The sequence below is a fragment of the Pedobacter psychrodurus genome, from assembly GCF_004331735.1.
GTDB lineage: Bacteria > Bacteroidota > Bacteroidia > Sphingobacteriales > Sphingobacteriaceae > Pedobacter > Pedobacter psychrodurus.
Window position 1 is genome coordinate 307,293 of sequence record NZ_SJSO01000002.1, and the last position, 25,182, is coordinate 332,474.

At 37.1% G+C, this 25,182-nt stretch carries 25 protein-coding genes; 7 read left to right on the forward strand and 18 right to left on the reverse strand.

The window, feature by feature from the left end:
* Nucleotides 1–46: 46 nt before the first annotated feature.
* Nucleotides 47–1,270: an OmpP1/FadL family transporter gene (locus EZ456_RS03115; RefSeq protein ID WP_131527207.1), complete on the forward strand. Its 1,224-nt coding sequence runs from the start codon at nt 47–49 to the stop codon at nt 1,268–1,270.
* A gap of 11 nt (nt 1,271–1,281) precedes the next feature.
* Nucleotides 1,282–2,583 (forward strand): SGNH/GDSL hydrolase family protein, encoded by a 1,302-nt coding sequence (locus tag EZ456_RS03120; protein ID WP_131527208.1) that lies wholly within the window; start codon nt 1,282–1,284, stop codon nt 2,581–2,583.
* 44 nt (nt 2,584–2,627) lie between these two features.
* Here the strand turns inward: EZ456_RS03120 and miaA are convergent, their stop codons facing one another.
* From miaA to EZ456_RS03140, 4 genes are all read right to left on the reverse strand, one after another.
* Nucleotides 2,628–3,542, reverse strand: a complete 915-nt coding sequence (gene miaA / locus EZ456_RS03125) for a tRNA (adenosine(37)-N6)-dimethylallyltransferase MiaA (protein WP_131527209.1) — start codon at nt 3,540–3,542, stop codon at nt 2,628–2,630.
* A 70-nt stretch (nt 3,543–3,612) separates the two neighbouring features.
* Nucleotides 3,613–4,263, reverse strand: a complete 651-nt coding sequence (locus EZ456_RS03130; protein ID WP_131527210.1) for an IS1096 element passenger TnpR family protein — start codon at nt 4,261–4,263, stop codon at nt 3,613–3,615.
* Between the two features lie 99 nt (nt 4,264–4,362).
* Nucleotides 4,363–5,769 (reverse strand): CCA tRNA nucleotidyltransferase, encoded by a 1,407-nt coding sequence (locus tag EZ456_RS03135; RefSeq protein WP_131527211.1) that lies wholly within the window; start codon nt 5,767–5,769, stop codon nt 4,363–4,365.
* A gap of 99 nt (nt 5,770–5,868) precedes the next feature.
* The gene (locus EZ456_RS03140) at nt 5,869–6,435 is read right to left on the reverse strand and encodes an L-threonylcarbamoyladenylate synthase (protein WP_131527212.1); all 567 of its coding nucleotides are present in this window, start codon (nt 6,433–6,435) and stop codon (nt 5,869–5,871) included.
* A gap of 321 nt (nt 6,436–6,756) precedes the next feature.
* Here EZ456_RS03140 and EZ456_RS03145 point away from each other — a divergent pair, with 321 nt between their 5' ends.
* Complete coding sequence (locus EZ456_RS03145) at nt 6,757–7,314, forward strand: DUF4136 domain-containing protein (protein ID WP_131527213.1); 558 nt, start codon at nt 6,757–6,759, stop codon at nt 7,312–7,314.
* Between the two features lie 378 nt (nt 7,315–7,692).
* Here EZ456_RS03145 and EZ456_RS03150 read toward each other — a convergent pair whose 3' ends face one another.
* Complete coding sequence (locus EZ456_RS03150) at nt 7,693–8,892, reverse strand: glycosyltransferase family 4 protein (RefSeq protein WP_131527215.1); 1,200 nt, start codon at nt 8,890–8,892, stop codon at nt 7,693–7,695.
* A 15-nt stretch (nt 8,893–8,907) separates the two neighbouring features.
* Nucleotides 8,908–9,726, reverse strand: a complete 819-nt coding sequence (locus EZ456_RS03155) for a 2,3,4,5-tetrahydropyridine-2,6-dicarboxylate N-succinyltransferase (protein ID WP_205945013.1) — start codon at nt 9,724–9,726, stop codon at nt 8,908–8,910.
* A gap of 186 nt (nt 9,727–9,912) precedes the next feature.
* Here EZ456_RS03155 and EZ456_RS03160 point away from each other — a divergent pair, with 186 nt between their 5' ends.
* Nucleotides 9,913–10,314 carry an RNA-binding S4 domain-containing protein gene (locus EZ456_RS03160; RefSeq protein WP_131527219.1) on the forward strand — a complete coding sequence of 134 codons (402 nt, stop codon included), beginning with the start codon at nt 9,913–9,915 and terminating at the stop codon, nt 10,312–10,314.
* Here the strand turns inward: EZ456_RS03160 and EZ456_RS03165 are convergent, their stop codons facing one another.
* Nucleotides 10,315–11,088 (reverse strand): EcsC family protein, encoded by a 774-nt coding sequence (locus EZ456_RS03165; protein ID WP_131527221.1) that lies wholly within the window; start codon nt 11,086–11,088, stop codon nt 10,315–10,317.
* Nucleotides 11,089–11,198: 110 nt separating this feature from the next.
* On the opposite strand from EZ456_RS03165, the gene EZ456_RS03170 reads away from it, so the two are divergent.
* The gene (locus EZ456_RS03170) at nt 11,199–13,124 is read left to right on the forward strand and encodes a redoxin domain-containing protein (protein ID WP_131527223.1); all 1,926 of its coding nucleotides are present in this window, start codon (nt 11,199–11,201) and stop codon (nt 13,122–13,124) included.
* Nucleotides 13,125–13,175: 51 nt separating this feature from the next.
* Here the strand turns inward: EZ456_RS03170 and EZ456_RS03175 are convergent, their stop codons facing one another.
* On the reverse strand, nt 13,176–13,652 hold the full coding sequence (locus EZ456_RS03175) for a nucleoside deaminase (protein WP_131032660.1): 477 nt from the start codon (nt 13,650–13,652) through the stop codon (nt 13,176–13,178).
* Between the two features lie 83 nt (nt 13,653–13,735).
* The gene (locus EZ456_RS03180) at nt 13,736–14,335 is read right to left on the reverse strand and encodes an OmpH family outer membrane protein (RefSeq protein ID WP_131527225.1); all 600 of its coding nucleotides are present in this window, start codon (nt 14,333–14,335) and stop codon (nt 13,736–13,738) included.
* A 615-nt stretch (nt 14,336–14,950) separates the two neighbouring features.
* Here EZ456_RS03180 and gyrB point away from each other — a divergent pair.
* Nucleotides 14,951–16,909, forward strand: coding sequence for a DNA topoisomerase (ATP-hydrolyzing) subunit B (gene gyrB / locus EZ456_RS03185; RefSeq protein WP_131527227.1), 1,959 nt, complete (start codon nt 14,951–14,953; stop codon nt 16,907–16,909).
* 400 nt (nt 16,910–17,309) lie between these two features.
* On the opposite strand, the gene EZ456_RS03190 is transcribed toward gyrB, so the two are convergent.
* The 9 genes from EZ456_RS03190 to mdh form a co-directional block, all read right to left on the reverse strand.
* The gene (locus EZ456_RS03190; RefSeq protein WP_131527229.1) at nt 17,310–18,236 is read right to left on the reverse strand and encodes a bestrophin family protein; all 927 of its coding nucleotides are present in this window, start codon (nt 18,234–18,236) and stop codon (nt 17,310–17,312) included.
* 23 nt (nt 18,237–18,259) lie between these two features.
* Nucleotides 18,260–18,757, reverse strand: a complete 498-nt coding sequence (locus EZ456_RS03195; RefSeq protein WP_131527231.1) for a hypothetical protein — start codon at nt 18,755–18,757, stop codon at nt 18,260–18,262.
* A gap of 242 nt (nt 18,758–18,999) precedes the next feature.
* Nucleotides 19,000–20,352, reverse strand: coding sequence for a sensor histidine kinase (locus tag EZ456_RS03200; RefSeq protein WP_131527233.1), 1,353 nt, complete (start codon nt 20,350–20,352; stop codon nt 19,000–19,002).
* The gene (locus EZ456_RS03205; RefSeq protein WP_131527235.1) at nt 20,353–21,030 is read right to left on the reverse strand and encodes a response regulator transcription factor; all 678 of its coding nucleotides are present in this window, start codon (nt 21,028–21,030) and stop codon (nt 20,353–20,355) included.
* A 388-nt stretch (nt 21,031–21,418) separates the two neighbouring features.
* Entirely contained in the window at nt 21,419–21,955 is a 537-nt protein-coding gene (locus tag EZ456_RS03210) for an SRPBCC family protein (protein WP_131527237.1), read from the reverse strand.
* Between the two features lie 64 nt (nt 21,956–22,019).
* Entirely contained in the window at nt 22,020–22,415 is a 396-nt protein-coding gene (locus EZ456_RS03215; RefSeq protein ID WP_131527239.1) for a group III truncated hemoglobin, read from the reverse strand.
* Nucleotides 22,396–22,839, reverse strand: coding sequence for a hypothetical protein (locus EZ456_RS03220; protein WP_131527241.1), 444 nt, complete (start codon nt 22,837–22,839; stop codon nt 22,396–22,398). The genes EZ456_RS03215 and EZ456_RS03220 overlap by 20 nt, the downstream gene beginning before the upstream one ends.
* 64 nt (nt 22,840–22,903) lie before the next feature.
* Nucleotides 22,904–23,329, reverse strand: coding sequence for an aspartyl protease family protein (locus tag EZ456_RS03225; RefSeq protein WP_131527243.1), 426 nt, complete (start codon nt 23,327–23,329; stop codon nt 22,904–22,906).
* 244 nt (nt 23,330–23,573) lie between these two features.
* Entirely contained in the window at nt 23,574–24,512 is a 939-nt protein-coding gene (gene mdh, locus EZ456_RS03230; RefSeq protein ID WP_131527245.1) for a malate dehydrogenase, read from the reverse strand.
* 150 nt (nt 24,513–24,662) lie between these two features.
* Between mdh and EZ456_RS03235 the strand changes: the two genes are divergently transcribed.
* Nucleotides 24,663–25,115 carry a lipocalin family protein gene (locus tag EZ456_RS03235; protein WP_131527247.1) on the forward strand — a complete coding sequence of 151 codons (453 nt, stop codon included), beginning with the start codon at nt 24,663–24,665 and terminating at the stop codon, nt 25,113–25,115.
* The last annotated feature ends 67 nt before the right edge of the window (nt 25,116–25,182 follow it).

Consider the following 25,182-nt stretch of genomic DNA (forward strand, 5'->3'; position numbering starts at 1 on the left):
TTTGCTATGTTAGCATAGTATATATTTGTTCTTTAACCATATATAGATGAGAAAAATTTTATTGAGCGCATTACTTTCTGCCCCACTTTGGGTTTTGGGGCAGGGTTTCCAGGTTAATTTACAAGGACAAAAACAAATTGGTATGGCTGGTGCAGGTTCTGCATTGGCTTTAGATGAGGCTTCCGTATTTTACAATCCAGGTGCAGTAACTTTCTTGGAGAAAAACTCAGTTTCAGCAGGTGTTAACCCATTATTATTTAAGTCAGCTTTTAAACAAACAGGTTCGAATGTTACAGAGGATGTAAAGAACAAAATAGCGCCTCCTTTCGAATTTTATGCTGTTTGGGGCCCCAAATCAAATAAATGGAAGTTAGGATTAGGTGTGTATACACCTTTCGGCGGTTTGGTAGATTGGGGCGATAATTGGTCTGGTAAGTATGCTTTAACCTCATTAAATTTAAAAGCAATCTATTTTCAACCAACTTTAAGTATAAAAATTACCGATCGTATTGGTATAGGCGCTGGTTTTGTTTATAACCATGGCGATGTAAATCTTCAAAGAGCTATTCCTGTAAATTTTCCTGACGGTCGTTCGGGAAAAGCAACCTTAGATGGTACCGGATCGGGTTATGGGTGGAATGCGGGTTTATATATCAAAACATTAAGCAATATTTCTTTTGCACTCGTACATAAATCAAAGGTAATTACGAAGCTTAACGGTGGTTCAGCAGAATTTGAAGTTCCTGGCTCATTAACATCATCTTTTCCAGCTGGAAATACATTTAATGCCGAATTGCCTTTACCAGCAACTACAAGTTTGGGGGTAGGTATTCCCTTGTCAAAAAGTACAGTTTTAGCTTTTGATGCAAGTTGGGTACAATGGCATATTTATCAGGATTTGTCTTTTGATTATGCTACCAATACACCCGCGCTCGTTGATACAAAATCTGCACGCAATTATCGTGATGGATCTTCGTTTAAATTAGGTATTAACCATCAGGCATCAGAGAAATTAGCATTAAGAGCAGGTGTTGGTTATGCCTTTTCTCCAGTACAGGATGGATACGTAACGCCTGAAGCTCCTGATGCCGACCGTTATATTTTAAGTGCTGGTTTAGGTTATACGCCTACCCGCCATTTTGAAGTTAATGCATCGTTCTTTTTTGAGGATGTTAAATCGCGTAAACAAAAGAATATCGAAACGGGCCTAGATGGTACCTTTAAAACTTTGGTTTATGCACCAGGTATTTCGTTAACTTATAAATGGTAGGAGAATTTTAGATGAAAAGATACATATTGAATAGTTTCGTTGCTGCTATCATCCTTTTTGCAGCAGCTTGTAAACCCGAAATAGAAACTCCTGCAGGATCAACCGCCGGACAAGCTAATTTTAGTAAATACATTGCAGTAGGTAACTCCTTAACTTCTGGCTTTGCCGATGGCGGTTTATATTTAGAAGGACAGAAAGCGGCTTACCCTAATTTAATGGCAGCCAAAATGGCTACTGTTGGTGGCGGAGCTTTTACCTCTCCGTTTTTTAGTGAAGAACATTTAAATGGCTCAGGTTATATTTCTTTAACCGCACTGGTTAATGGTACACCAACGCTAACGCCTGTAATTGATAAACTGGGCATAAGAGATGCAGCAAAACATTTAGACAAATATAGCGGTGAAATTCAAAACTTGGGTATACCAGGAATGCGAGTAGATCTGGCCTTCGATCCGACGTTTACTTTCAGTGCTGCAAATCCTTATTTCGAACGTTTGTTAACAGATGCTCAGGTAGGTAAAACCAATTATTTTCAGTTTATTCAAGGAAGAAACCATACATTTTTCTCGCTTTGGTTAGGAAATAATGATGTATTGGGTTACGCCTTAAACGGTGCCGTTACAGTACCTACCGATCCTACAACGGCTTTAACAGATAAAGTTACTTTTTCTTCTTTATATGCTAATTTTTTAAATGTTTTAACTGCCGGTGGCCAAAAAGGTATAGTTGGTACTATTCCTGATGTAACTGCTGTTCCTTATTTTAATACGGTAACGGTGGCGGCTTTATTAAATGCCGCTAAAGCAATTAATCCAGCCGCGGCAGCTGTTTATATCCAAACTGGAACAGGTACGATAAGGCCTGCAACTGCAGAAGATTTAATCCGTTTGCCATTTCAATCAGAAGGCTTATTTGGAAAACCAAACACTGCTGGTATTCCTTATGGTTTACACCCCTTAAATCCAATCGAAAATAAATGGGTATTGGATAAGGATGAAGTAATTAAAGTGAAAGATTATGTAAATAGCTACAATAGCAGCATTAAATCTTTAGCCACAAGCAAAGGTTTGGCTGTAGCAGATACTTATACTTATTTTAATCAGGTTAAAACAGGAATAAATATTCAGAGTGTTGGTATTAATGCTGCATTTATTACGGGTGGTGCATTTTCGTTGGATGGTATTCACTTAACTCCACGTGGAAATGCAGTAATTGCGAATGTATTTATTGATGCCATTAATGCTAAATATGGCTCTACCATTCCAACAGTTGATATTACACAGTATAGAGGTGTAAAATTTCCGGATAAATAATAAGACTTTTAATCGTATAAGAAAGGAGCATTTATGCTCCTTTCTTATTTCGCCGTTATTTTATCTTCTACAAAGCTTATAATTTCTGCACTTTGATTGGGTTCAAACCACTTTAATTGCTCATCTCTTCTAAACCACGTTAACTGACGCTTGGCAAAGCGACGGGTATTTTGTTTAATTGCAGTAATGGCATCCTCAAGAGATAATCTTCCGTCTAGGTAATCGAAAAGCTCACTATAACCTACTGTGTTTAAAGCATTATATTTTTTAAATGATATTAGCGATTTTACTTCGTCTACTAAACCATCAGCAATCATTTTATCAACTCTTCGGTTAATTCGGTCGTATAGAACAGCACGATCGGTATTAAGCCCGATTTTGATGATATTAAATGGTCTTTCCTTTTTTGTAGCCGATAGCATTGACGAAAGTTTTTGGCCTGTTGATAAAAATACCTCCAAACCCCTGATCATTCTTTGTGGATTTTGTTGATCTACCTTTGCGAAATATTCAGGATCTAATGTTGCCAGCTGTTTTTGAATACTTGTTAATCCTTCATCTTCAAGCTGTTTATTCAGCCTTTCGCGTATCGCTAAATCAATATCAGGCATTTCATCTAAACCATTAATTAAGGCATTTACATATAAACCCGAGCCCCCAACCATAATGGCCAGGTCGTGGTCTTTAAAAATTCGATTGAGCGTTCTTAAAGCTTCTATTTCAAAATCGCCTGTGCTAAACAGTTGTGAAGCCGAATGTGAATTAATGAAGTGATGTTTGGCTGCAGCTAACTCGTCTGCAGCAGGTTTTGCCGTGCCTATAGCCATTTCCTTAAAAAACTGACGGGAATCGGCAGAAATAATTTCTGTACCAAAATGTTGAGCCAGTTGAATAGCCAGGGCTGTTTTTCCAATTGCTGTCGGACCAACGATGGATATTAAGGTTTTTGGGTGATGCATAGGGGTATAAAATAAAAGCTGCCAAATTTAAATATTTGGCAGCTTTTTGCATTTATTATTTTGTTGCTAATTAATAATCATCTTTGTGACTATCATCTTCGAAGTTGTCGCTATCAGAAAACTCATCTCCAAATTCATCGCTTTCGCTCTCATTTTCTTCGTCTCTTTCTTCTTCATTGATTCCCATTTCGCCCATGGCTTCCAGTTCATCTGTATCTTCAGGAACAAAATTCATTTCGTTTAAGAAATCAAATTCACCTGCCACTGCACCAACAGTTGCTCCAGGATCGGCGATAGGTACATTGCTGCTTTCGAAAATTTTAGGTGCTTCGCCACTGCTTTTGGCCAAAAATGGGTATTCGATATTTGGATCGGCATCTAAAATTATTTTTACCAGTTCCACATGAAAATCATATGGGCGATCGAAATTATAGATATAATAAAACTTTTGATGTGGATCTTCAATAAAACCACTTAGTTTAGAATTCTCCATCAAAACTACGCGGTCTTTTTTACGTTCGCTTGGTAAATAAGCAATTTCATCACCCTTTAACCAATTATCGGTGCTTACGTAAAAAGAGGAAGATTTTTCAGCATTATAACCCGTAGATCTGTGGATAGCCTTATGCAGGTCTTCAAATGTTTGGTTTGATTTAATGTCGATCTCTCTCACAACATCATCAAAATCTTCGAAAGTAATTCTAAATTTATAAATAGCCATTATAGTGTTTTGGAACCGTAAAAATAAAGTTAATTTATAATTACCACAAATATCAAATGCCATAAAAGACATCTTAATTACAGTGTTTTAGCAATTAAATTATTTATTAACAGGATTTAATCCCATTTGTTTTGCCAGGTTTAGCATAAAATTAAATGCTTCTTGATAGTCGTTTGTAATCTCGCCCTCTAATATGGCTTCGCGGATGGCATTTTTAATTAGGCCAACTTCTTTTCCCGCATCAAGATCGAAAGTTTCCATGATATCGTTTCCTGAAATAGGGGGTTGCCAATTTCTAATTTTATCGCGTTCTTCTACATCTTTAAGCTTTTGTTTAACCAGTTCAAAGTTGTTTCTGTATTTCGTTTTTTTGTATTCGTTTTTGGTGGTTACATCGGCATTGCAAAGCAACATCAAACTTTCAATTTCTTCTCCGGCATCAAAAAGTAATCGCCTCACGGCAGAATCTGTAACGGTTTCCTGCGCCAGAACAATTGGGCGTAAATGAAGTTGCACCAATTTTTGTACGTACTTCATCTTTTCGTTTAGCGGAAGTTTTAGCTGTGCAAATATTTTAGGAACCATTCTGGCTCCTCTGTCTTCATGTCCGTGGAATGTCCAGCCATGACCTTCTTCAAAACGTTTGGTAGCAGGTTTGGCAATATCGTGTAAAATTGCAGCCCAACGCAACCATAAATCATCAGTATCAGCACAGATGTTATCCAATACTTCCAGCGTATGGTAAAAATTATCTTTATGCCCCTTTCCTTTAATAATCTCTACACCATAAAGCTGTGCCATTTGAGGGAAAATGAGCTGTAATAAGCCTGTATCAAAAAGGTGTTTAAAGCCTACCGAAGGTTTTTTAGAGAGGATGATTTTATTCATCTCATCCGTAATCCGCTCTTTTGATACAATGATAATACGCTGCTTTTGCGTTTTAATGGCATTTAGGGCAGCTGGATCGATGTTAAAATTAAGCTGCGAAGCAAAGCGGATTGCACGCATCATGCGCAACGGATCGTCAGAAAAAGTAATTTCTGGATCAAGTGGGGTACGGATCAGCTTATTTTCTAAATCTTTAATGCCTTCAAATGGATCTAACAGTTCGCCAAAATGATCAGCGTTTAAATTAATGGCTAAAGCATTAATGGTAAAATCTCTGCGCAGCTGGTCATCTTCTAAGGTGCCATCTTCAACAATTGGCTTACGCGAATCAGAACGGTAAGATTCTTTTCTGGCGCCTACAAATTCGACTTCTAAATCCTGATATTTAATATTTGCTGTACCAAAATTTTTAAAAACAGCAACTTTGGTGTTTAGTTTTCTGCCTACCGCTTCAGCATATGCTATTCCACTGCCCACAACAACCACATCAATATCTTTTGAAGGACGATCTAAAAATAAATCGCGAACAAAGCCTCCGATTACATACGCTTCGGTATTGTGCTTATCGGCAATTGAGGATAAGGTTTTAAATATGGGGTTTTGTAGGTGTTGCTGCATAAAAATTGCTTCGTCATGCTGAGCTTAGAAAGAGTCTGTAAGCTTTAAACAGATCCTTCGTGCCTCAGGATGACAATAAGAATTACAAAAGTAATAAAATTACTTCCTAATAAACTCAAATTGTCCGCTAGGAGAAAGTTTCATAATAGTTGATGGTTTTCTGTTGGTTCGATTTTCTTGTTCGAAATCTACCACATAATCAACAGCATCAATAATTTCAGGTGCTATATCGTCAAAGAATTTTGGCGATGGCTGTCCGCTTAAATTTGCAGAGGTAGAAACAATGGGTTTTCTAAAGCGTTGGATTAATGGTGTGCAAAAATCGTGTTTAACAATTCTGATCCCCACGCTTCCATCCGCATTGATTACGTTTGGTGCTAAGTTTTTTGCCCCAGAGAAAATAATGGTTAAGGGGTTTTCTGCATATTCAATTAAATCATAAGCCACATCAGGGATTTCCGCTACATAACTTTGCAGTTTGCTATCTACATCCAATAATACGATTAAACTCTTTTCGGCAGGGCGATTTTTTATCTTTAGTAATTTATCTACTGCCTCAGGGTTACTTGCATCGCAGCCCAAGCCCCAAATGGTATCCGTTGGATATAGAATAACTCCTCCTGATTTTAATACTTCAAAAGCTTTATTAATCTCGTCTCTTAACATGTTACAAAGTTAATTTATTCGACGAAGTTTATAAGGAAGTGATAGAGGAAAAACTTCGATACACATTTTACCATTCTAATCCTAAGGCTGACAGCTATCTGATGGCTGTAAAACAGATCTTGTCAGAATACCCTCCATTTACTTTTCAACGATTTAATCCAATTGTAAAATATTTATTCATAGATACATAGCGTCAAAACATAATCAAACAGAAATCGTTTTACAGATAACAATCTGATTGTAAAAAATGTTAAATGATTTGCCGTTTGGTTCCCAAAATCGTTATATTTATGTCAGGTTATTTATACAACAGCGCACAAAATGAGAACAACACAAAAATTATTAATACTTTTTACAGTGGTATTGGCATTAGCAGGATGTACAACACTCCGCACCGCATCAGATTACGATAAAAATGTTGATTTAAGCGGCTACAAAACTTACAACTTTTACGATAAAGGTATTACAAGGGTTAAGCTTAATAATCTGGATAAACGCAGATTAATTGCTGCGGTTGAATCTGAAATGAATGCAAAAGGGTTTACCAAATCAGATCGACCTGATTTATTGGTTAATTTGGTGGTGGTTGCCCGAGAAAAAACAGATGTTTATGGACCAGGTTACTATGGTGGCTGGGGATGGGGCTGGCGTGGCGGCTGGGGAAATCCATTCTGGGGCGGCGGTGGAACCTACGTAAACCAATATATTGAAGGTACAATTATTATCGATTTCTTAGATCCTGCTAAAAAGATTTTATTCTGGCATGGACAAGGATCTGGTTTTAATCTGGATAGCTTTAATAAAAGAGAAGAGCGCTTATACACAGGTGTAAAAGAAATATTGGCACAATATCCGCCAAACGTTACAGCTGCTAAATAAAGTTTAGGCTGTTACGTTAAAAGATCTAAATAGCAACGTATGAATTGCTGATGATTAAGGGCTGAACAATTTCAAAAGAAATTGCAGCCCTTTTTCTTTATTAGGGCCCATAAGATTTTATTGTTTTTAATAAAAAGAACTATCGATTTGCTGAAATTGAGTTTTTTATATTTGAAAAGCAGGGGTAGTGCTACTATCAGTCGTTAGTCCTGCCAATGCTCCAAGTCCTCATCCGATGCTAGTTTAGTGCCGATTCATCGGTAAAGGATCGGATTGTGGGCTTTCCGCGAATGTCAGGTTTAAATTGGGACAGATTGTAGTGATAACTTAGAAATGGTATCCCTATGGCAGTCACCTTGAGCGTAGTGGAAGGGGATTTTAGAGCGTTAAATAGCAATCCATTAATTGCTGAGTAACTACAGGACTGTTGAATTTTTGAACAAATTCCAGCCCTTTTTCTTTCATTTCTTTTTGAAGCTGAGGATTTTCTACAATCTGATTGATCGCTTTAGCTAAAGCATTGGCATCTGTTGGTGAGATGTATAAACTATCAGGGCCGCCAGCTTCTTCCAGGCACGACCCGGTTGCTGCAACTACAGGAACCGAAGAATATAGGGCCTCAATAATCGGGATGCCAAAACCTTCGTAAAAGGAAGGATAAACAAAAACACCTGCCATTTGATAAATACCAGGCAGATCGGCAAAAGGTATATTTTTTAAGAATAAGATCCTGTTTTTAAGGCCAAGCTTTTCTATTTCTTTTTCAACTGTTTTAAAATAAGCTGTTTGTTTGCCTATCACTACTAACTTATAATCTTTATTTACCTCTTTTAGGGCCTGAACAGCCAATTTTAGATTTTTCCGTTCTTCAATGGTACCAACGTTCAGAATGTATTTCTCAGGCAGCTTATAGGTTGCCCTAATTCTGCTCAATGTTTCTTTCGGGAAGGGTGTTTTAAAACTATCATCGCAGCTTTGGTAAATCACTTCGATCTTCTCTGGATTAATTCCATAAAGATCAATGATATCTTCCTTTGTTTTTTCGCTGATGGCGATAATCTTACTAGCCCGTTTGCAAGCAGACTTGCTTTTCCATTCATATAATTTCCTGTCGATAAATTTATAATACTGAGGAAAACGAAGGAAGATTAAATCATGGATGGTAACGATCGCTTTAATCCGGGTATGCTCAATGGCGAAAGGGATTTCATGACTGAGTCCATGATAAATCTGAACCTCATCACGAACGAGATCTTTTAAGATATTTAAGCTCCTCCAAAGGAAACTGCCATTTTGAGGTAATTTAAGCTCGATATTATCTTTTTCGAAAAAAGCATCAATCTGTTTAGCTGATTTTACTTTTGGAGCGTACACCAAATATTGGTGTTGAGGAAATTGATGTGCCAAATGCTCAATTAAAGACCGGCTGTAATTACCTAATCCTGTTAAGTTATTCGCCGCACGCTTGCCATCGTATCCTATTTTGAGTGGAAAGCTTAAAGCCGAAAGACTAAAGCTTGATTGCTCAAGTTCGGTACTTTCGGCTTTTTGAGTTTGAGTTTCGCTTTCAGCTTTCACCTTTTTGCTTTCAGCTTAAACCGCTACATTATTTTCTCTTAACGCGTCGTTAAGCGAAGTTTTCTTATCTGTACTTTCTTTACGTTTACCAATAATTAAAGCACAAGGTACCTGAAATTCGCCAGCAGGGAATTTTTTAGTATAACTTCCTGGTATTACAACCGAACGTGCAGGAACAATTCCTTTATATTCTACTGGGGTAGGGCCAGTAACATCAATGATTTTAGTTGATGCTGTTAACACCACATTTGCGCCCAAAACAACTTCTTTTTCTAATTTAACTCCTTCTACAACAATAGCTCTTGAACCCAAGAAACAATCATCTTCAATAATTACAGGAGCAGCTTGTACAGGCTCTAATACACCACCAATACCCACACCACCACTTAAGTGAACGCGTTTACCAATTTGTGCACAAGAACCAACTGTTGCCCAGGTATCAACCATAGTACCTTCATCAACATAAGCGCCAATGTTTACGTACGATGGCATCATGATTACACCTTTTGCTAAAAACGAACCATAACGTGCACTTGCCATAGGCACAACACGTACACCAGTTGTTTTATAATCGGTTTTTAAATCCATTTTATCGTGGTAAACAAAAGGACCGCTTTTAATTTCTTTCATCTCGCGAATTGGGAAATATAAAATTACCGCTTTCTTTACCCATTCATTAATGCCCCAAGAGTTTAAAACTGGCTCAGCAACACGGATTTCACCTTTATCAAGGCCCATAATAACGGCTTCAATGGCTTCGCAATAGTTACTGTATTTTAAAAGGGTTCTATCCTCCCAAGCGGCTTCAATTAATTTCTTTAAATCTGAATACATGATGTTTTTAAATTTTACGCAAAATAAATCAATTTTTGCTTATTAAATGGTTAATTGTTTAAATTGTTTTGTAGATAGGTTAATTGTTTAAATCGTTTAAACTAGTTAATTGTGGTTAGGCGCATATAACAGTTAACCAATTAACCAGTTTCTACAATTAACCTAAATATGTATTTTTGAAACTTTATGACAGAGACAGAAAAACTTAGGATAGATAAATATTTATGGGCAATCAGGTTATTTAAAACACGGAGCCTGGCTACTGATGCCTGTAAAGCGGGTAGGGTGAAACTCAAAGGGCAGAATATTAAGCCTTCGGCTATTGTAAAAGTGGGTGAAATTTATCAGGTATCGAAAGGGATCGAAAAGAAAATTATCGAGGTGGTAGAACTTTCGTATAACAGAACAGATTCGCCAACGGCTTTAACAAAATACAAAGATTTAACGCCAGTTGAAGAAACGCATGCTTTTAAATCGATGTTTCATGCACCAAATCTAAAACGCGATAGAGGTACTGGCCGTCCGACTAAAAAAGATCGACGGGAAACAGATGACCTCATTGGCGGAATGTTTGAAGAAGAGGATTAGTTAGTCTCCAGTCTTGAGTCTAAAGTCGTTAGTCGACTCATGACTAAGGACTATAGACTGAAGACTAAAATACCGCATCCGGTAACTCATCATGGCTGTTTTGCCCAGTTTTTCAATTAGTTTATAATTGGCAACTGCACCAACTGCTGCACCCACAAATGGAAGCATTTGCGCAAGTTTTGCTAAATCAATATAATCACGGTATTGCTGTTGGAAGGTAAGCCAGTCAAATTCATCAATGTTGGTTGGCAATTGATGGGCTTTATCATCCCAATCCTGCATTTTCATGAAAATATTCTGGCTTTCTTCTTTACTTGAAAAAGCCAGTTGGAAGATATGTAAAATATATAAACGTTCGCGGTAATCTTTAACATCGTATCCATAAACGGCAGCAATATCAAAAAGCATCTTCATCTTTATGCCCAGCAACAGTGGAAAATCAGCCAGGCTCATTAAAAAACCTCCTGCACCTGTAATTCCACCTTCAGCAGCACCTGTTTTCTTATAATTTTCTATCTTTTGCTTAATTAATGCTTCGCGGTGCATCAAGGTTAAATTGATAACGGGTTTTGATGTGGTGAATGTTGAGCCAAAAAGCACAGCTTTAACCATCTGTTTTATGGCGGAGGTTATGGCGTTATGAACCTTATCAGGGATATAACTGTTTATTTTCTTCTGAACTTTATCGGTTACCTTATTAAAAAGTGAAGGTTTCTGCAAGGTTTTAAACTTCCAGAAATCTAATTCGCCCGTTATTTTTTGTTCGTAGTTCATGTTTAATATACTACAATAATTATTCCTTAAAATTTAACACAAATTAACTATGAAAAATGAATATTAAACTATATATTTAGTTAACCTAATTAAAACTTAATCCTTTCATTATGAAAACCTTAAAATTACTTTTCTTACTGGTGTTTGCTGCGGGAGCAGTAAATGCACAGGGTGTACAATTTTCTGCTGATAAGCCTGCGGCAGGGAGTACCGTTAAATTTACTTACGAACCAAAGGGAACCAATCTCGAAAATCTTGCAGATGTAAAATGTACTGCTTATACCTTTTTCTCAAAATCCAACCCTAAAAATACCAAGATAGAATTGGTTAAGGAAGGTTCGGTTTATAAGGGAGAAGTTTCTACGCCTGATAGTGTTACAATAGTTGGGCTTGCTTTCTCTGTTGGGGATAAAAAAGATGAAGCACCTGCTGGTTATATTTTAGAATTCACCAAAGCAGGAAAAGTACCCGCTGAAGCTTATCTTAACGAGGCTTTTTTATATGGATTAGCTGGGAATTACTATCTCGGGCTTACAATTGATCCTGAAAAAGCAGTTTCGTTATATAAACAAGCTTTTGCTTTAAAGCCCGAATTGAAAAAGAAAAACCTAAACCAATACCTGTCGCTTGAGTTCAAAGCGGATAAAGACAACGGAACGAAACTAATCAATGAGAATATTTCTGCATTATCGAAACTAAAAGAACCAAAAGAAGAAGATTTGGGCACAGTAATAAGTCTTTACTCACTATTAAAGAAAAAAACTCAGGCCGATTCGGTTAAAACTATTGTTCTCAAAAAATATCCTACTGGGAATTATGCTTGGAATGACGGGATGAATGCACTTTACGGCACAAAAGATTTCACAGCACAAGGTCAAAAAGCCGAAGAAATGATCGCTGCCTTTAAACTTGATCCAAGTAAAAAAGTAGATTTAAGTAGTTTGAACTCAATTTATAGCATGCTGGCTAACAGTGCTGTAAAAGCTAAGGATCTGGGGAAATTTCAGGATTACGCCAAAAAAGTTACCGACAAAATGACTAGGGCAAGTTTGTATAACAATAGTTTTGCATGGCCTTCTGCTGAGAAAAAAGAGAATATAGCGCTTGCAGCACAACTTTCAAAGCAATCGCTAGAGCTGATAGAAGCATCAAGAAATGATGAGATGCCAAAATATTACAACACTAAAGAAGAATACCTCAAATATTTAGACGGCGCTTATGGTATGTATGCTGATACTTATGGGTTGCTACTTTATCATCAGGGGAAATTTAAAGAAGCGCTGGCCATGCAGGAAAAAGCTATACCCTTGTATGCTAATGTTCCGCCTGATGTATCTTCTCGTTATGTAACTTATTTAATTAAGGATGGCCAAGATGATAAAGCTTACAGTGAGGCCGAAAAATTGATTAAAGATGGTAAAGGCAACGATTCGTTAAAGACCGAATTTAAAATGCTTTATACTAAACTAAAGAAAGATGGAACTTATGAAACTTATCTTGCCAATTTAGAAAAAGCAGCATTAGAAAAAGAGCGGGCAGAATGGACAAAAAAAATGATCAATATTCCAGCGCCTGCATTTTCATTAACTAACCTTAAAGGAGAAACGGTAAGTTTAGCCAGTTTGAAAGGAAAGATTGTAATTTTAGATTATTGGGCAACCTGGTGTGGACCATGTGTGTCTTCTTTCCCAGGGATGCAAAAAGCCTTGACCAAATACGCCAGTAATCCAAATGTAGTGTTCCTTTTTGTAAATACTTGGCAAACCGAAGACAATAGAGAAAAATTGGTAACTGATTTTATTACTGCGAAGAAATACAATTTTAATGTGCTGTACGATACCAAAAACGTAAAAGACCCTTCCAAATTTGATGTGGTAAGCGCCTATAAAGTTGATGGAATCCCAACCAAATTTGTGATTGATGGGGATGGCAATATCAGGTTTAAAGCTGTGGGCTTCTCTGGCTCTGATGATGGTGTGGTGAAAGAAATAGATTCGATGATTAGCTTACTGGGCCCAAAGGAATCGAGCAAATAAATAAATCATTTTTAACTAGAAAAGATGCTGGTTGTCCAGCATCTTTTCTAGTTAATATTCTATCCTCATTGGTGAGGTTTCCCATAATTTAAAGGCTGCCAAGGCTTCGTCACGCATTAGTTGGATAACCGGCAGACTTCTGTTTTCCATGGGCTTGTCTAGCTCTTCGTATATAAATTTATCACTAAAACCAATGTGCTCGGCATCAGCCTTGGTATTTGCATAATAAATCGTGTCGATTTTTGCCCAATAAATTGCTCCTAAACACATTGGGCAAGGCTCGCAACTGGTGTAAATTACGCAGCCGCTTAAATCGAAAGTATTTAATTCGGTACAGGCCAGCCTGATTGCCGAAACCTCCGCATGTGCAGTTGGATCGTTGGTGGAAGTTACCTTATTTGCCGATTTGGCAATCAACTTCCCATCTTTTACTACTACAGCTCCAAAAGGCCCACCAATGCTTTCACTCACATTTTGCACAGATAACTCGATTGCCATCTGCATATATTCCTGATGTTGATTGTCCATATTAATCTAATCTTTTTTTAAAATATAGTACAAAAAAAATGCCCCGATTTATACGGAGCATCTATATTTTAATAGCTATTCGCTTATTTTTTGCTGTATTCTGCGTTTAAGCCTTTAATTACTTCTGAAGTAACGTCTAAACTTTCGTCGGCAAATAAAATAGCGCTGTTACCTTTTGAGTAAGTTAAAACCATTTTATAACCTTTTTCCTTGGCGTAACCTTTTAAGTAATCGGCAACTTTATCATAAAGTTTTTCATTCTCAGCAGCTTGCTCATTCTGTAAAGCACCACCAGCATTTTGTTGGTAAGTTTGTAGTTCTTGTTGTTTACGTGCTAAACGCTCTTCAGTGCTTTTACGTTGATCGGCCGATAAAGTTTGTGCCGATTGTTGGTATTGTGCAACCTCTCTTTGAAAAGCCTGACCTTTAGCCTGCATATCTGCTTGAGCATTTTTGGACTTACCTTCAAATTTCACTTTAAGATCTTTGAAGTATTCGTATTTTGTAAGTAACGAGTCGGAGTTTACGTACACAATTTTCTCAGCTGGAGAAACTGCTGCAGTAGTACCCTCAGTTTTTTTAGTTTCAGTAGTTTTAGTGTCTTTGTTCTGGCATGCAGAGAAAGCAGTTATCAAAGTTGCTGTTGCAAGTAAACCAAAGGTTTTAAAGGTTCTTCTTTCCATTCTTGTTTAATAAATTTTAGCAAACTTATATAAATTAGTTTTTATATCCAATTTAAAGCCAATCCGATAAATATAAGCGATTGTAAAATACTAATGTTTTTGATTGAGGAAAGCAATTGCGGTATTTCATTTTAATGTTACACCCGCTGTTCGCTTTATTTCATGCCCGCTGCCATCGGGTTTAGGTGGCACGGCTAGCATTGCTATTTGGGGTTGCAGGGTGGCAATAGCAAATTTCATAACACCAAACGTTCCTACGGAACGAAAAAAATATTTCATTTTTTTCTACCCATGAGTCGTTCCTACGGAACGATTTGTAATTTGGAAACTAATCATTGCCGTCCCAGCGGGACGACTCATGGGTAGCCAATTGAATAATTGGCGTTTTCGTTCCATGGGAACGTTTGGTGGGTGGCTAGTGAGATAGTCGTTTAATACCTATTTGCAAGGTTTGCTTTGCTTTTCAAAACCTTCCTTAAATAATCTTAACCTGCTTTATGTTTAATGCTTTAGTGCAGAGACTTTATCGCTTTTTCACAGTCTAAAACTTATCCACATATTGGGTTAAATGCCAAAATTTCCGTATTTTTGATACTTATTGTTTTTAATTAAAATATGAGCGAAGAACAGGATTTAAAGTCAAATTATTCGGCAGATAATATACAGGTTTTAGAAGGTTTAGAAGCGGTGCGTAAGCGCCCTTCAATGTATATAGGTGATACTGGTGTGAAAGGTTTACACCATTTAGTTTATGAGGTTGTAGATAACTCAATTGATGAGGCTTTGGCCGGTCATGCAGATACAATCGACGTTAGAATTTTAGAGGGTAACTCCATTAGGGTAGAAGATAATGGTCGTGGTATTCCGACTGGGATTAATACAAAAGAAAATAAATCGGCTTTAGAAATCGTAATGACGGTTTTACACGCAGGTGGTAAATTTGATAAAGATACTTACAAAGTTTCTGGTGGTTTGCATGGTGTTGGGGTAAGTTGCGTTAACGCATTATCTACGCATCTAAAAGCAGAGGTTCACCGTGAAGGTAAAATCTGGATGCAGGAATACAATATCGGTAAACCTTTATATGATGTAAAGGAAACTGGTGTTACCGATAAGCGCGGTACCATTGTAACTTTCAGTCCTGATGCAACCATTTTTACACAAACAACTGAATATAAATACGATACTTTAGCTGCTCGTTTGCGCGAATTGGCTTTCTTGAATAAAGGAATTAAATTAACCTTAACAGATGAGCGTGAAGCTTTAGAAGATGGAACATTCTTATCAGAAGTTTTTCAATCTGAAGGTGGCTTAAAAGAATTTGTTTCCTTTTTAGATGGCACAAGAGCTTCTTTCCTGCCTGAGCCTATTTATATTGATGGAATTAAAAATGGTGTTCCTGTGGAGTTGGCTTTCCAATACAACGATAGCTACTCAGAAAATGTTCACTCTTATGTAAACAATATCAATACACACGAAGGCGGTACACACATTGCAGGTTTTCGTAGAGGTTTAACACGTACGCTGAAAAGCTATGCCGATAAATCTGGCTTATTGAAAAACCTGAAAATGGAAATCACTGGCGATGACTTTAGAGAAGGTTTAACAGCTGTGGTTTCGGTTAAAGTACAAGAACCCCAATTTGAAGGGCAAACCAAAACCAAATTGGGTAATACCGAAGTAATGGGTGCGGTTGATATTGCTGTTGGTGAAGCTTTAGGCGCTTATTTGGAAGAAAATCCAAAAGAGGCTAAAATGATCGTTAACAAGGTGATCTTAGCTGCTACGGCCCGTGCTGCAGCACGTAAAGCACGTGAGATGGTTCAACGTAAGAGTGTGATGGGCGGTTCTGGTTTACCAGGTAAACTTGCCGATTGCTCAGATAGTGATCCAGAAAAATGTGAGATTTACCTGGTAGAGGGTGACTCTGCGGGTGGTACCGCTAAGCAAGGTCGTGATAGAAACATTCAGGCTATTTTACCACTAAAAGGTAAAATCTTGAACGTAGAAAAAGCGATGGAGCACAAAATCTATGAGAACGACGAGATTAAAAACATGTTTACGGCAATCGGTGTGAGTATTGGTACACCAGAAGATGATAAAGCGTTAAACATGACCAAATTACGTTACCACAAAATCGTAATCATGACGGATGCGGATATTGATGGTTCTCACATTACCACTTTGATTTTAACATTCTTCTACCGTTATATGCGGGCATTAATCGAAGCTGGTTATGTTTATATTGCATCACCACCGCTTTACCAGGTTAAAAAAGGTAAAGATTTCGAATATTGCTGGAATGATGTACAACGCGATGCGGCTGTACAACGTATTAAAGGTAATGGAAAAGAAGATAGCGTACACATCCAACGTTATAAAGGTCTGGGTGAGATGAACGCTGAACAACTTTGGGATACTACATTGAATCCTGCTACACGTACTTTATTACAAGCTACAATCGAAAGTGCAGCAGAATGTGATCATACTTTCTCTATGTTAATGGGCGATGAAGTTGCTCCACGTAGAGAGTTTATTGAGCGTAATGCAAAATATGCGAAAATTGACGCTTAACCCCTAAATCCCCTGAAGGGGACTTTAAAATACGAACAAACCCTCTTCAAGTTAAATCTTGGAGAGGGTTTTTTATTCGATTGTGGTGGAAGATGTTACCATCTTACACTATATTGAGTTTTTCTCATTTGTATAAATTGTGATGAGTCAGATGGTAACATCTGACTTTACTGAGCACAACGTTCGCTGGTAAAACCCAAAGCATTAAGATTGCTTCTCCGAAAAGTCGGAGCAGGCAATGCCTCTCAATGACGATCATTTGATTAAAAACAAAGCCATTCCGTTTACGAATGGCTTTGTATCACTATAAACCTTTCAAAATAATTTGTGCTATCCAGTGCAAATACATTTTGATTAACTAACCATCTCAAATGATGAGATTATTTTTAGGCAAGAAGTATTACAGGATGTAATATGACCCCACAGGTGCCAATTCGGTTTGAGGTTTGTCCTCGTATATTTTATTATCATCCAACATTTGGCACAAATCTCTTTCAATAGTTCTGCAAATTGTTGTAGTTGGTGTATCGGTAGGTTTATTCTCGAAAGGATCCTGAAGGTGAACTGCCATTTTTTCAACCAATAAAAAGAATGCAGCAATAGCAACCACTAGTGGAACTTCCATATAGCCAAAATATTCAATTAGGCCAAAAGGCAGTAGTACGATGAACAAATGGATAGACATATTGATGTATTTGCTATAAGTAACCGGAAAAACGGTGTTTTTTATTCTCTCCGATCCGCCCATATGGTTACATAAAGCCGTAATGGTTTTGTCAATTTCTATTTGCTGGTATTTATTTATCCAGCCCTCCTGTAAGGCTTTTTTCAGATCCATGGCATGCAGTTCCAATATAGTGGCAGTTACATTTTTGCGTTTTTTAATAAAAGCAATTTCTTCTGCAGAAACGTACTCCTCTAAACCTTTGCGCGGATTAAAGCCCCTTAACGCCTGACTTAAGGCATAACACCAGGCAATCTGTCTTTTGATAAACCTCGCCTTAAATTCTTCAATTTCATCTAATCCGTAAGGATTTTCAACGAAAGATAATATTTGGCGGGAAAGGGTTCTCGAATCGTTAACTATGGCGCCCCATAGAATCCTGGCCTCCCACCATCTATCGTAAGCTTGGTTAGACCGAAACGCCAATAGCAGCGAAATGATTGTTCCTAATAAAGCTGGTACAGCAACAGGAATAGAAATGCGTGTAACATGAAAGTTTTCATACAGTACCACAATACCTATAGAGTAGCCAATAACAAACAGAAGTTCTTTTTTGATCTTTCCGAATATATAAGTGAGCGGAATATTATTTCGTAACAGCATAGTATTTAGTTTAAAATTGATGATTAAGCGTTTGCTTCTTGCAGTTGCGCTTCGTGTATTTTTGTGTCAATTAAGTTTTCTGAGGCATGAACAGTCAAAGTATTTAATTGGATTACTTCGCAGCCTGCACGTTCTGTTAATATTTTAGGGTCGATGCTGAATTTATTTATCGGCGTAAAATTGTACTCTTTTAAATAGGCAATATGCTCTACATCAAAAGCTTCGATAAAATTTTTGAAAGCGGCTACTGTACTTCCGTAAAAATATTCGATCCCAATGGTATTGATTTGACTAGGGTATTTTGCCTTGGCTTGATTTATCTGCTGATAAAATTCGTCGCTAACATTTTCGTAATCACGGCTGCGGCGGCTCAACATTAACATATCAGTTATAGAATCTGATAATTTAAAGGCATGTACAAAAATGATATTTAAAGTTTCATTTTTTTGGTGCTGAACAAGCGCATCAATAATTTTAATGCTTTCTAATTTAAAATCGGTCGGTACTAATACAGTTTTCATCGCTATAACTTGTTTAAATGAATGGAAAAATTATTTATACAAGTTTAGCGCGATGATATTATAGCGAAATAAGAGCGCGATTAGAATGAGATTAGAGCGCACTCCTTTTTGGAGTAATTATTGATTAACTGTGTAAAATGGTTAATCGGTTAACTAAAAATAGGATAACGGAATACTAGGTTGATAAATTGTTTGATTGTTGGGATTGATTTCACAATTAACCAGTTTAAACAATTAACCGATTAACCCTTCGTTGGCAATAAAACCTTAATCTCTGTGCCAACCCCTTCTTGCGATTTAATGGCAATACTACCTCTATGCAGACGGATGATATTTAGAGAAAGGGGTAAGCCAACGCCATATCCCTTAAAATCATTGGTGTTCGATGCACGATAAAAGGGTTCAAATATATGCTGTATATCTGTCTGTGGTATTCCAATTCCTCTATCCGTTACGGCAATTGATAGCATATTGGCATTGCTTTCGATACTAATACTTACCAGATTTTCATTTGAGTATTTACAGGCATTGTTTACAATATTGCTGATGGCAAGTTTAATCAGGTTTTTGTTTACACGCAGTGTTAGCAATTCTTCATCATCAGGCAGTTTGGTAAAGTCGATTTCTATCTTACTGTTGGGGTGTACCTGGTTAACCGATTCTTTAATTTCCCATAACAGTTCGTCCATCCGTACCTCTTCCCAAGGTTGGTTTTTTCCATTAAAGCCAGATTGTGCCAGGCCCAATAAACTGGTTAGGATATGTTCTAATCTTTCTGCCTCATCTTTAATTTTCGCTAAAGCTTTTTCCTGTTTTGCGGTATCTTCAATAGTCTTCATCGCCAGTTCAACCTCACCACTAATAATCGTTAATGGTGTTCTTAACTCGTGCGAAGCATTGCTGATAAAGTTATTTTGCGTTTCGAAAGCTGTTTCTAAACGGTTAAGCATGTTGTTAAAGGTTTGGGCCAATTGCGACATTTCATCATTGCCTTTTTTTACATCCAGCCTCAGGTGTAAATTTTCTGCTTTTATCTTCTTTACACTTTTAATTATATTTCTTAATGGCATTAACATGTAGTTAGAAAATTTCCAGCCAACAACAAACGATAAAATAACAGAAAGGAAAAAACCGATAATCAAAATTCTTTGCAGGTCTTTTAGTTCCCGAAAGCCGAAGGGATCGTTTGCCGAAACAATCACAATATATCCAGCATCGTGATTTTTAAAGAATTTCCCTGCATAAAAGTGGTTTTCAATACGATAACGTGCTACATATCCGGCATTTATTCGGTTGTAAAAACTAGCCGGTAGCTCTCGGTCCAATTTATCGGTTGGCTTCCCAGCTTCTATTATATATTCTTTTTCTGAAGGCAACCGCTCAAGGTATTGATTACGCATTTTAGCGTAAACCTTATTGTTTTCGTCTTCGTATAATTTAATCTGGGCAGCGATATTAACCCTGGCCTCTAAACGTTTATAAAAATCTTCAAAAGCGAAATCGTTAGAAAAATACCAAACAAAACCACTTAATAAAGAGATAATGATTGCCGATAAAATGGCGAAAAGTAAAGTGATTTTCTTGGCTATCTCCATTTATTTTTCCTTTAATATATAACCTAAGCCTACTGCGGTGTGGATAAGCTTTTGATCAGAATTTTTATCTATTTTTTTGCGAAGATAATTAACATAAACATCAACCACATTGGTGCCAAGGTTAAAGTCGATATCCCAAACATTTTCCAAGATATCTATCCGAGATAAAATTTTGGATTTATTTTTAGCCATATATTCAATCAGGCGATATTCTGTGGCGGTGAGTACAATTTCTTGCTGATTACGCTTTACCGTTTTTGCGCTTAAATTAATCTGGAGGTCTGCTATGGAAATAATCTGATCTTGTGAAACCACGCCATGATATCGCCTCAACAGCATCCTGATCCGCGCAAAAAGCTCGGCAAATTTAAAAGGTTTGATCAGGTAGTCATCTGCGCCATTGTCTAACCCGTTTACCACATTTTCTGTAGTACCCAGAGCGGTAAGCATAATAATAGGTGTATTTGGTTTTTGTTCTTTAATGATCTTGCAGAGTTCCAATCCATTTATTCCAGGTAGCATGATGTCGAGAATAATCAGGTCGAACTGATTTTCTATAGCCATCTGTTTCCCGATTAAACCATCAGGAGCTATACTCACGGTAAATCCCTCATCGCTTAAACCTCTCGAAATTACAGATACAACGCTCGGTTCATCTTCTACAAGTAATAAATTCATTTTGTTGGCAAGTAATCTAAAAAATAGGGAATTACAAAATATTAATTAATGGTTTAGCTGGTTTTAATGCTTTTTTAACGCTAAGCCGACACAATTGTTTGGATGAATATAAATTGAAGCATAAAAAAGCCTCTCAAACGAGAGGCTTTAAATAATTTTTAAGTGGTCTTCGACTACGCTCAGACTGACATATTATAATAGAAGTGTCGTTGCGAGGAGGAACGACGAAGCAATCTTTCATGCTAGGAATCTTGCTATAAAGATTGCTTCCCCGAAAATCGGGGCAGGCTGTCGGCTGAAAAAGCCTTCTTATAATGACGATTCTACGCAGCCTTTAACCTCACGCTAATGTTTTTCTAAGAAGGAATTCCTTAGGATCACTCATTAACTAAACTCCTTTTTCTGATTTTTCTTTCAAGAATTTTAGCCCATCTTCAAAATCTTTACCGATCATTTTATCCATGCTCACAAACACACACATCCATTTACTGATCAGGTTATTTTCTCCACTCATTGTCCAGCTTACCTTATTGCTACTTCCTTCAGGTTGAATGTCGAATTTTGTATCCGCTAAACTTTCAAAAGGCTCAATAAATTTTAATTCAATATCTACCTCTTTATTAGGGGTTACACTTTTTATTTTCATATAGCCACTACCTGTTTCCTTACCTTTCCATTCGTATAAATGCCCTGGCTCGCCTGCAACGCCACCGTATGTAGTTTTTGCCGTAGGTTCCATTTTTGCCCAAGGATTCCATTTATAGAATTCTTTAAAGTCGGCAATGTTCTTGTAAATTACGCTGTCTGGAGCATTGATTACTGTAGACCGACTTACTGTATAGCTTTTAGGCAAGAAGAAGCCACCCACAATAATGATTATTGCCAATACGACAATAATGCCAATAAGGATTTTGAGAAATTTCATGATTTGAATTTAGTTTGGTTAACTAAATTTATAAAGAAACCAGCTTAAATCAAAGCAAAATTTACTAAACAATCTTAATCTTTGATTGTGGAGCATTGATCTTAAAATGCATTAAATCGGCAATGGATTGTGCTTTTTGTTTAATCAGATCTGCATTTTCTCCCGTAAAAAGATCGTCAACAGTTTTGAAAAAGAGGTGTTTCCAGGTTTCAAATGCTTCAGTTTGCAGGGGTGTTCGTTCATTCAATGCAAAATGGGTAAGCATAGGGTTGCCTTTGTAAATTGCCTTTCCGAAAACGATACTTTCCCAGAAATTGTACATTTTTGGAAGGTGATGTGACCAGTCTACTTTGGCAACATCGGTAAATATTGGCCCTATCTGTTTGTTGAGCGCAACCTGTTTATAAAAGGTATCTACTAAAAGGACAATATCTTCTCTATTATGAATATCTTTTTTCATGGTGCAGTGATTTTAAACTTAAAAAACCTAGAACAATCAACAATAGGAATTTGATGGCGTCGACAATGATGTACAAAATATGATGATAACTTTTGATTGGAGCATTGCAAGCCAAAACCAGTTTTGCCCTTTCATCGAGCAATGGCAGTAGCCAAAAAGTATCTGCCATTAAAAGAACGGTAATCGAGAAAAGTAAAATGCTGCTGATATTTTTTAAAGGTGCTGGTAGGGAGCAGGCTAAAATGATAATGACTAATACGACCTCTATTTTATTAAGCGCCTGAAAAACCAATTGACCAATACCTAAACCAAGTGGAATTGTAATCCTGGGTGCCTGGAATTTTAGCGGAGCTTCCAAAAAACTGATTCCACCAATTAGCCCTGCCCAAAAAATAACACAAAAGATTGTGATCAACTTTTTCATCAGGTTCAAATATCATTTAAAAGAGCTTAATAAAAATGATTAAGGTCATAAAATGAGATTACGCTTATCTATAAAGCCTAAGGGTCGTTTTCTTATAATCAATAACGGCTTTATATTGCATTAAGATATCTCCACCAATAATACTCATAATAGGTGGGTGGCCAAATTGTTGATAAGTTTCGCTAACCGATTGCAGATCAAAAGCCACGGTTTCATAATTCTTGATCTTTAACGATCCGATTTTTAGTTCAGGAATTGTAGCCTGGATGGTAGTAGTGGTGGTAAAAAGAGTGGCTGCATTAATTTCGTCAGATACCTGCAGGGTTTCTGATAGGTGTTGCTCAATTAACGATTTATCGAATACACTTCTTGAGGCGCCAGTATCTAAAACAGCAAAATTTTTTTCCTTAAAAACAACAACTTCCACCAAAAGGTGGTAACCGTCATCCTGTAAGTTTATCAGTTTAAGCGGGATGGAAATTGATTTCATTGTTTATTTATGTTGTACTGAAGAACGAACAGCTCCTAGTTATCAATTACTGGATAGCCCTATTAAAATTGCTAACAGATCGTTATAAAATAGACGGATGTAAAAGAACGGTCGTCATTCTCGCGCAGGCGGGAATCTTAAATCCTATTGCATTAAGATTCCCAATCGAGTTGGGAATGACGCACCGAGGAAACCTATTTTAGTAATTTAATGCTTTCGTTAAAAATTAATCTTCAGAATGATATTAAACCAACTTCATTTCTGCCAGTACACTATTCATATTTCTTACTGCATCGGCACTTTTGTTAAATGCAGCCTGCTCATCATCGGTTAATTTAAAATCGATGATTTTTTCCCAGCCACTGCGGCCAATAATTACCGGTACACCTAAACAGATATCTTCTTGTCCGTATTCTCCTTCAAGAGAAACACAGCAGGTAAACAATTTTTTCTCATCGCGCAAAATGGCTTCAACCAATGCAGCGCCTGCGGCACCTGGAGCATACCAGGCTGAAGTTCCGATCAGGCCAGTTAAAGTAGCACCACCAACCATGGTATCAGCTGCAACTTTATCAAGCGTAGCTTTATCCAATAAATTGCTCACCGGTAAACTTTGGTATGTAGCTAAACGGGTTAAAGGAATCATGGTGGTATCGCCATGTCCACCAATTACAAAACCTTGTAAATCGTTCGGGTTACAATTTAAAGCCTGCGATAAATAAAATTTGAAACGCGAGCTATCTAACGTTCCACCCATGCCGATAATACGGTTTTTAGGTAGACCTAAAGATTTTAAGGCCAGGTAAGTCATGGTATCCATCGGATTACTGATCACAATGAAAATGGCTTCTGGAGAGAATTTTAGAATATTTTCTGCAACACCTTTAACAATACCAGCATTAATACCAATCAGTTCTTCTCTGGTCATCCCTGGTTTACGGGGCAAGCCTGAGGTAATTACCACCACATCAGAACCAGCGGTTTTGCTGTAATCGCCAGTTACACCAGTAATTTTGGTATCGAAACCCAAAAGGGTTGCAGTTTGCATCATGTCGATGGCTTTGCCTTCAGCAAAACCTTCTTTAATATCTAACAGGACAAGTTCGTTTGCCAATTCTTTGCGGGCAATATTATCTGCACAAGTGGCACCAACTGCGCCTGCGCCAACAACCGTTACTTTCATATATTTTATTTTAATGGTTTGCGTATCGTTAAATATTTAATCGAAGGTAGAAATAAATATAAGGTTTAAAAATCCTTTTCAAAACTTTATAATTTGATGATGGTTTACTTAATATGTTCAAAAGCATAAGCATTAAAGCAAAGCCCAATTATGGAAAATAAGCCCATTTCAAATATCGATTATAAAGCCTTTGAAGGTAAATGGTATTCATTATATTCTATCCCAACTTTATTGGATAAACATTGGAAACAAACCACCGAAACCTACACTTTGGCCGATAATGATCATTTCGATGTGTATACCACTTATCATAAAGAAGGAAAGCCTGAAGAAAAATCGATCACTTCAAAACTGTTTTTCGACGAAGAAAAGCATGCTGGCGAGATGAAAGCACAGTTTTTATGGCCCTTTAAAATCGGTTATTGGATTATCGAACTTGCAGATGATTACAGTTATGTGGTTGTGGGTCATCCCGATGAAAAATACCTGTTTATTATGGCACGCGAACCCAAAATGGAAGCTGACTTATTGGTGCATATTATCGAGCGGTGTAGACAAAAGGGATATAATGTGACTGAATTGGTCAGTCAGGAACATTTTTGAAATTAATAGGTAAGTCTGTCAGGTTTTAATCTGATGGTTGTTAGTAAACATAAATAAAATTATAATA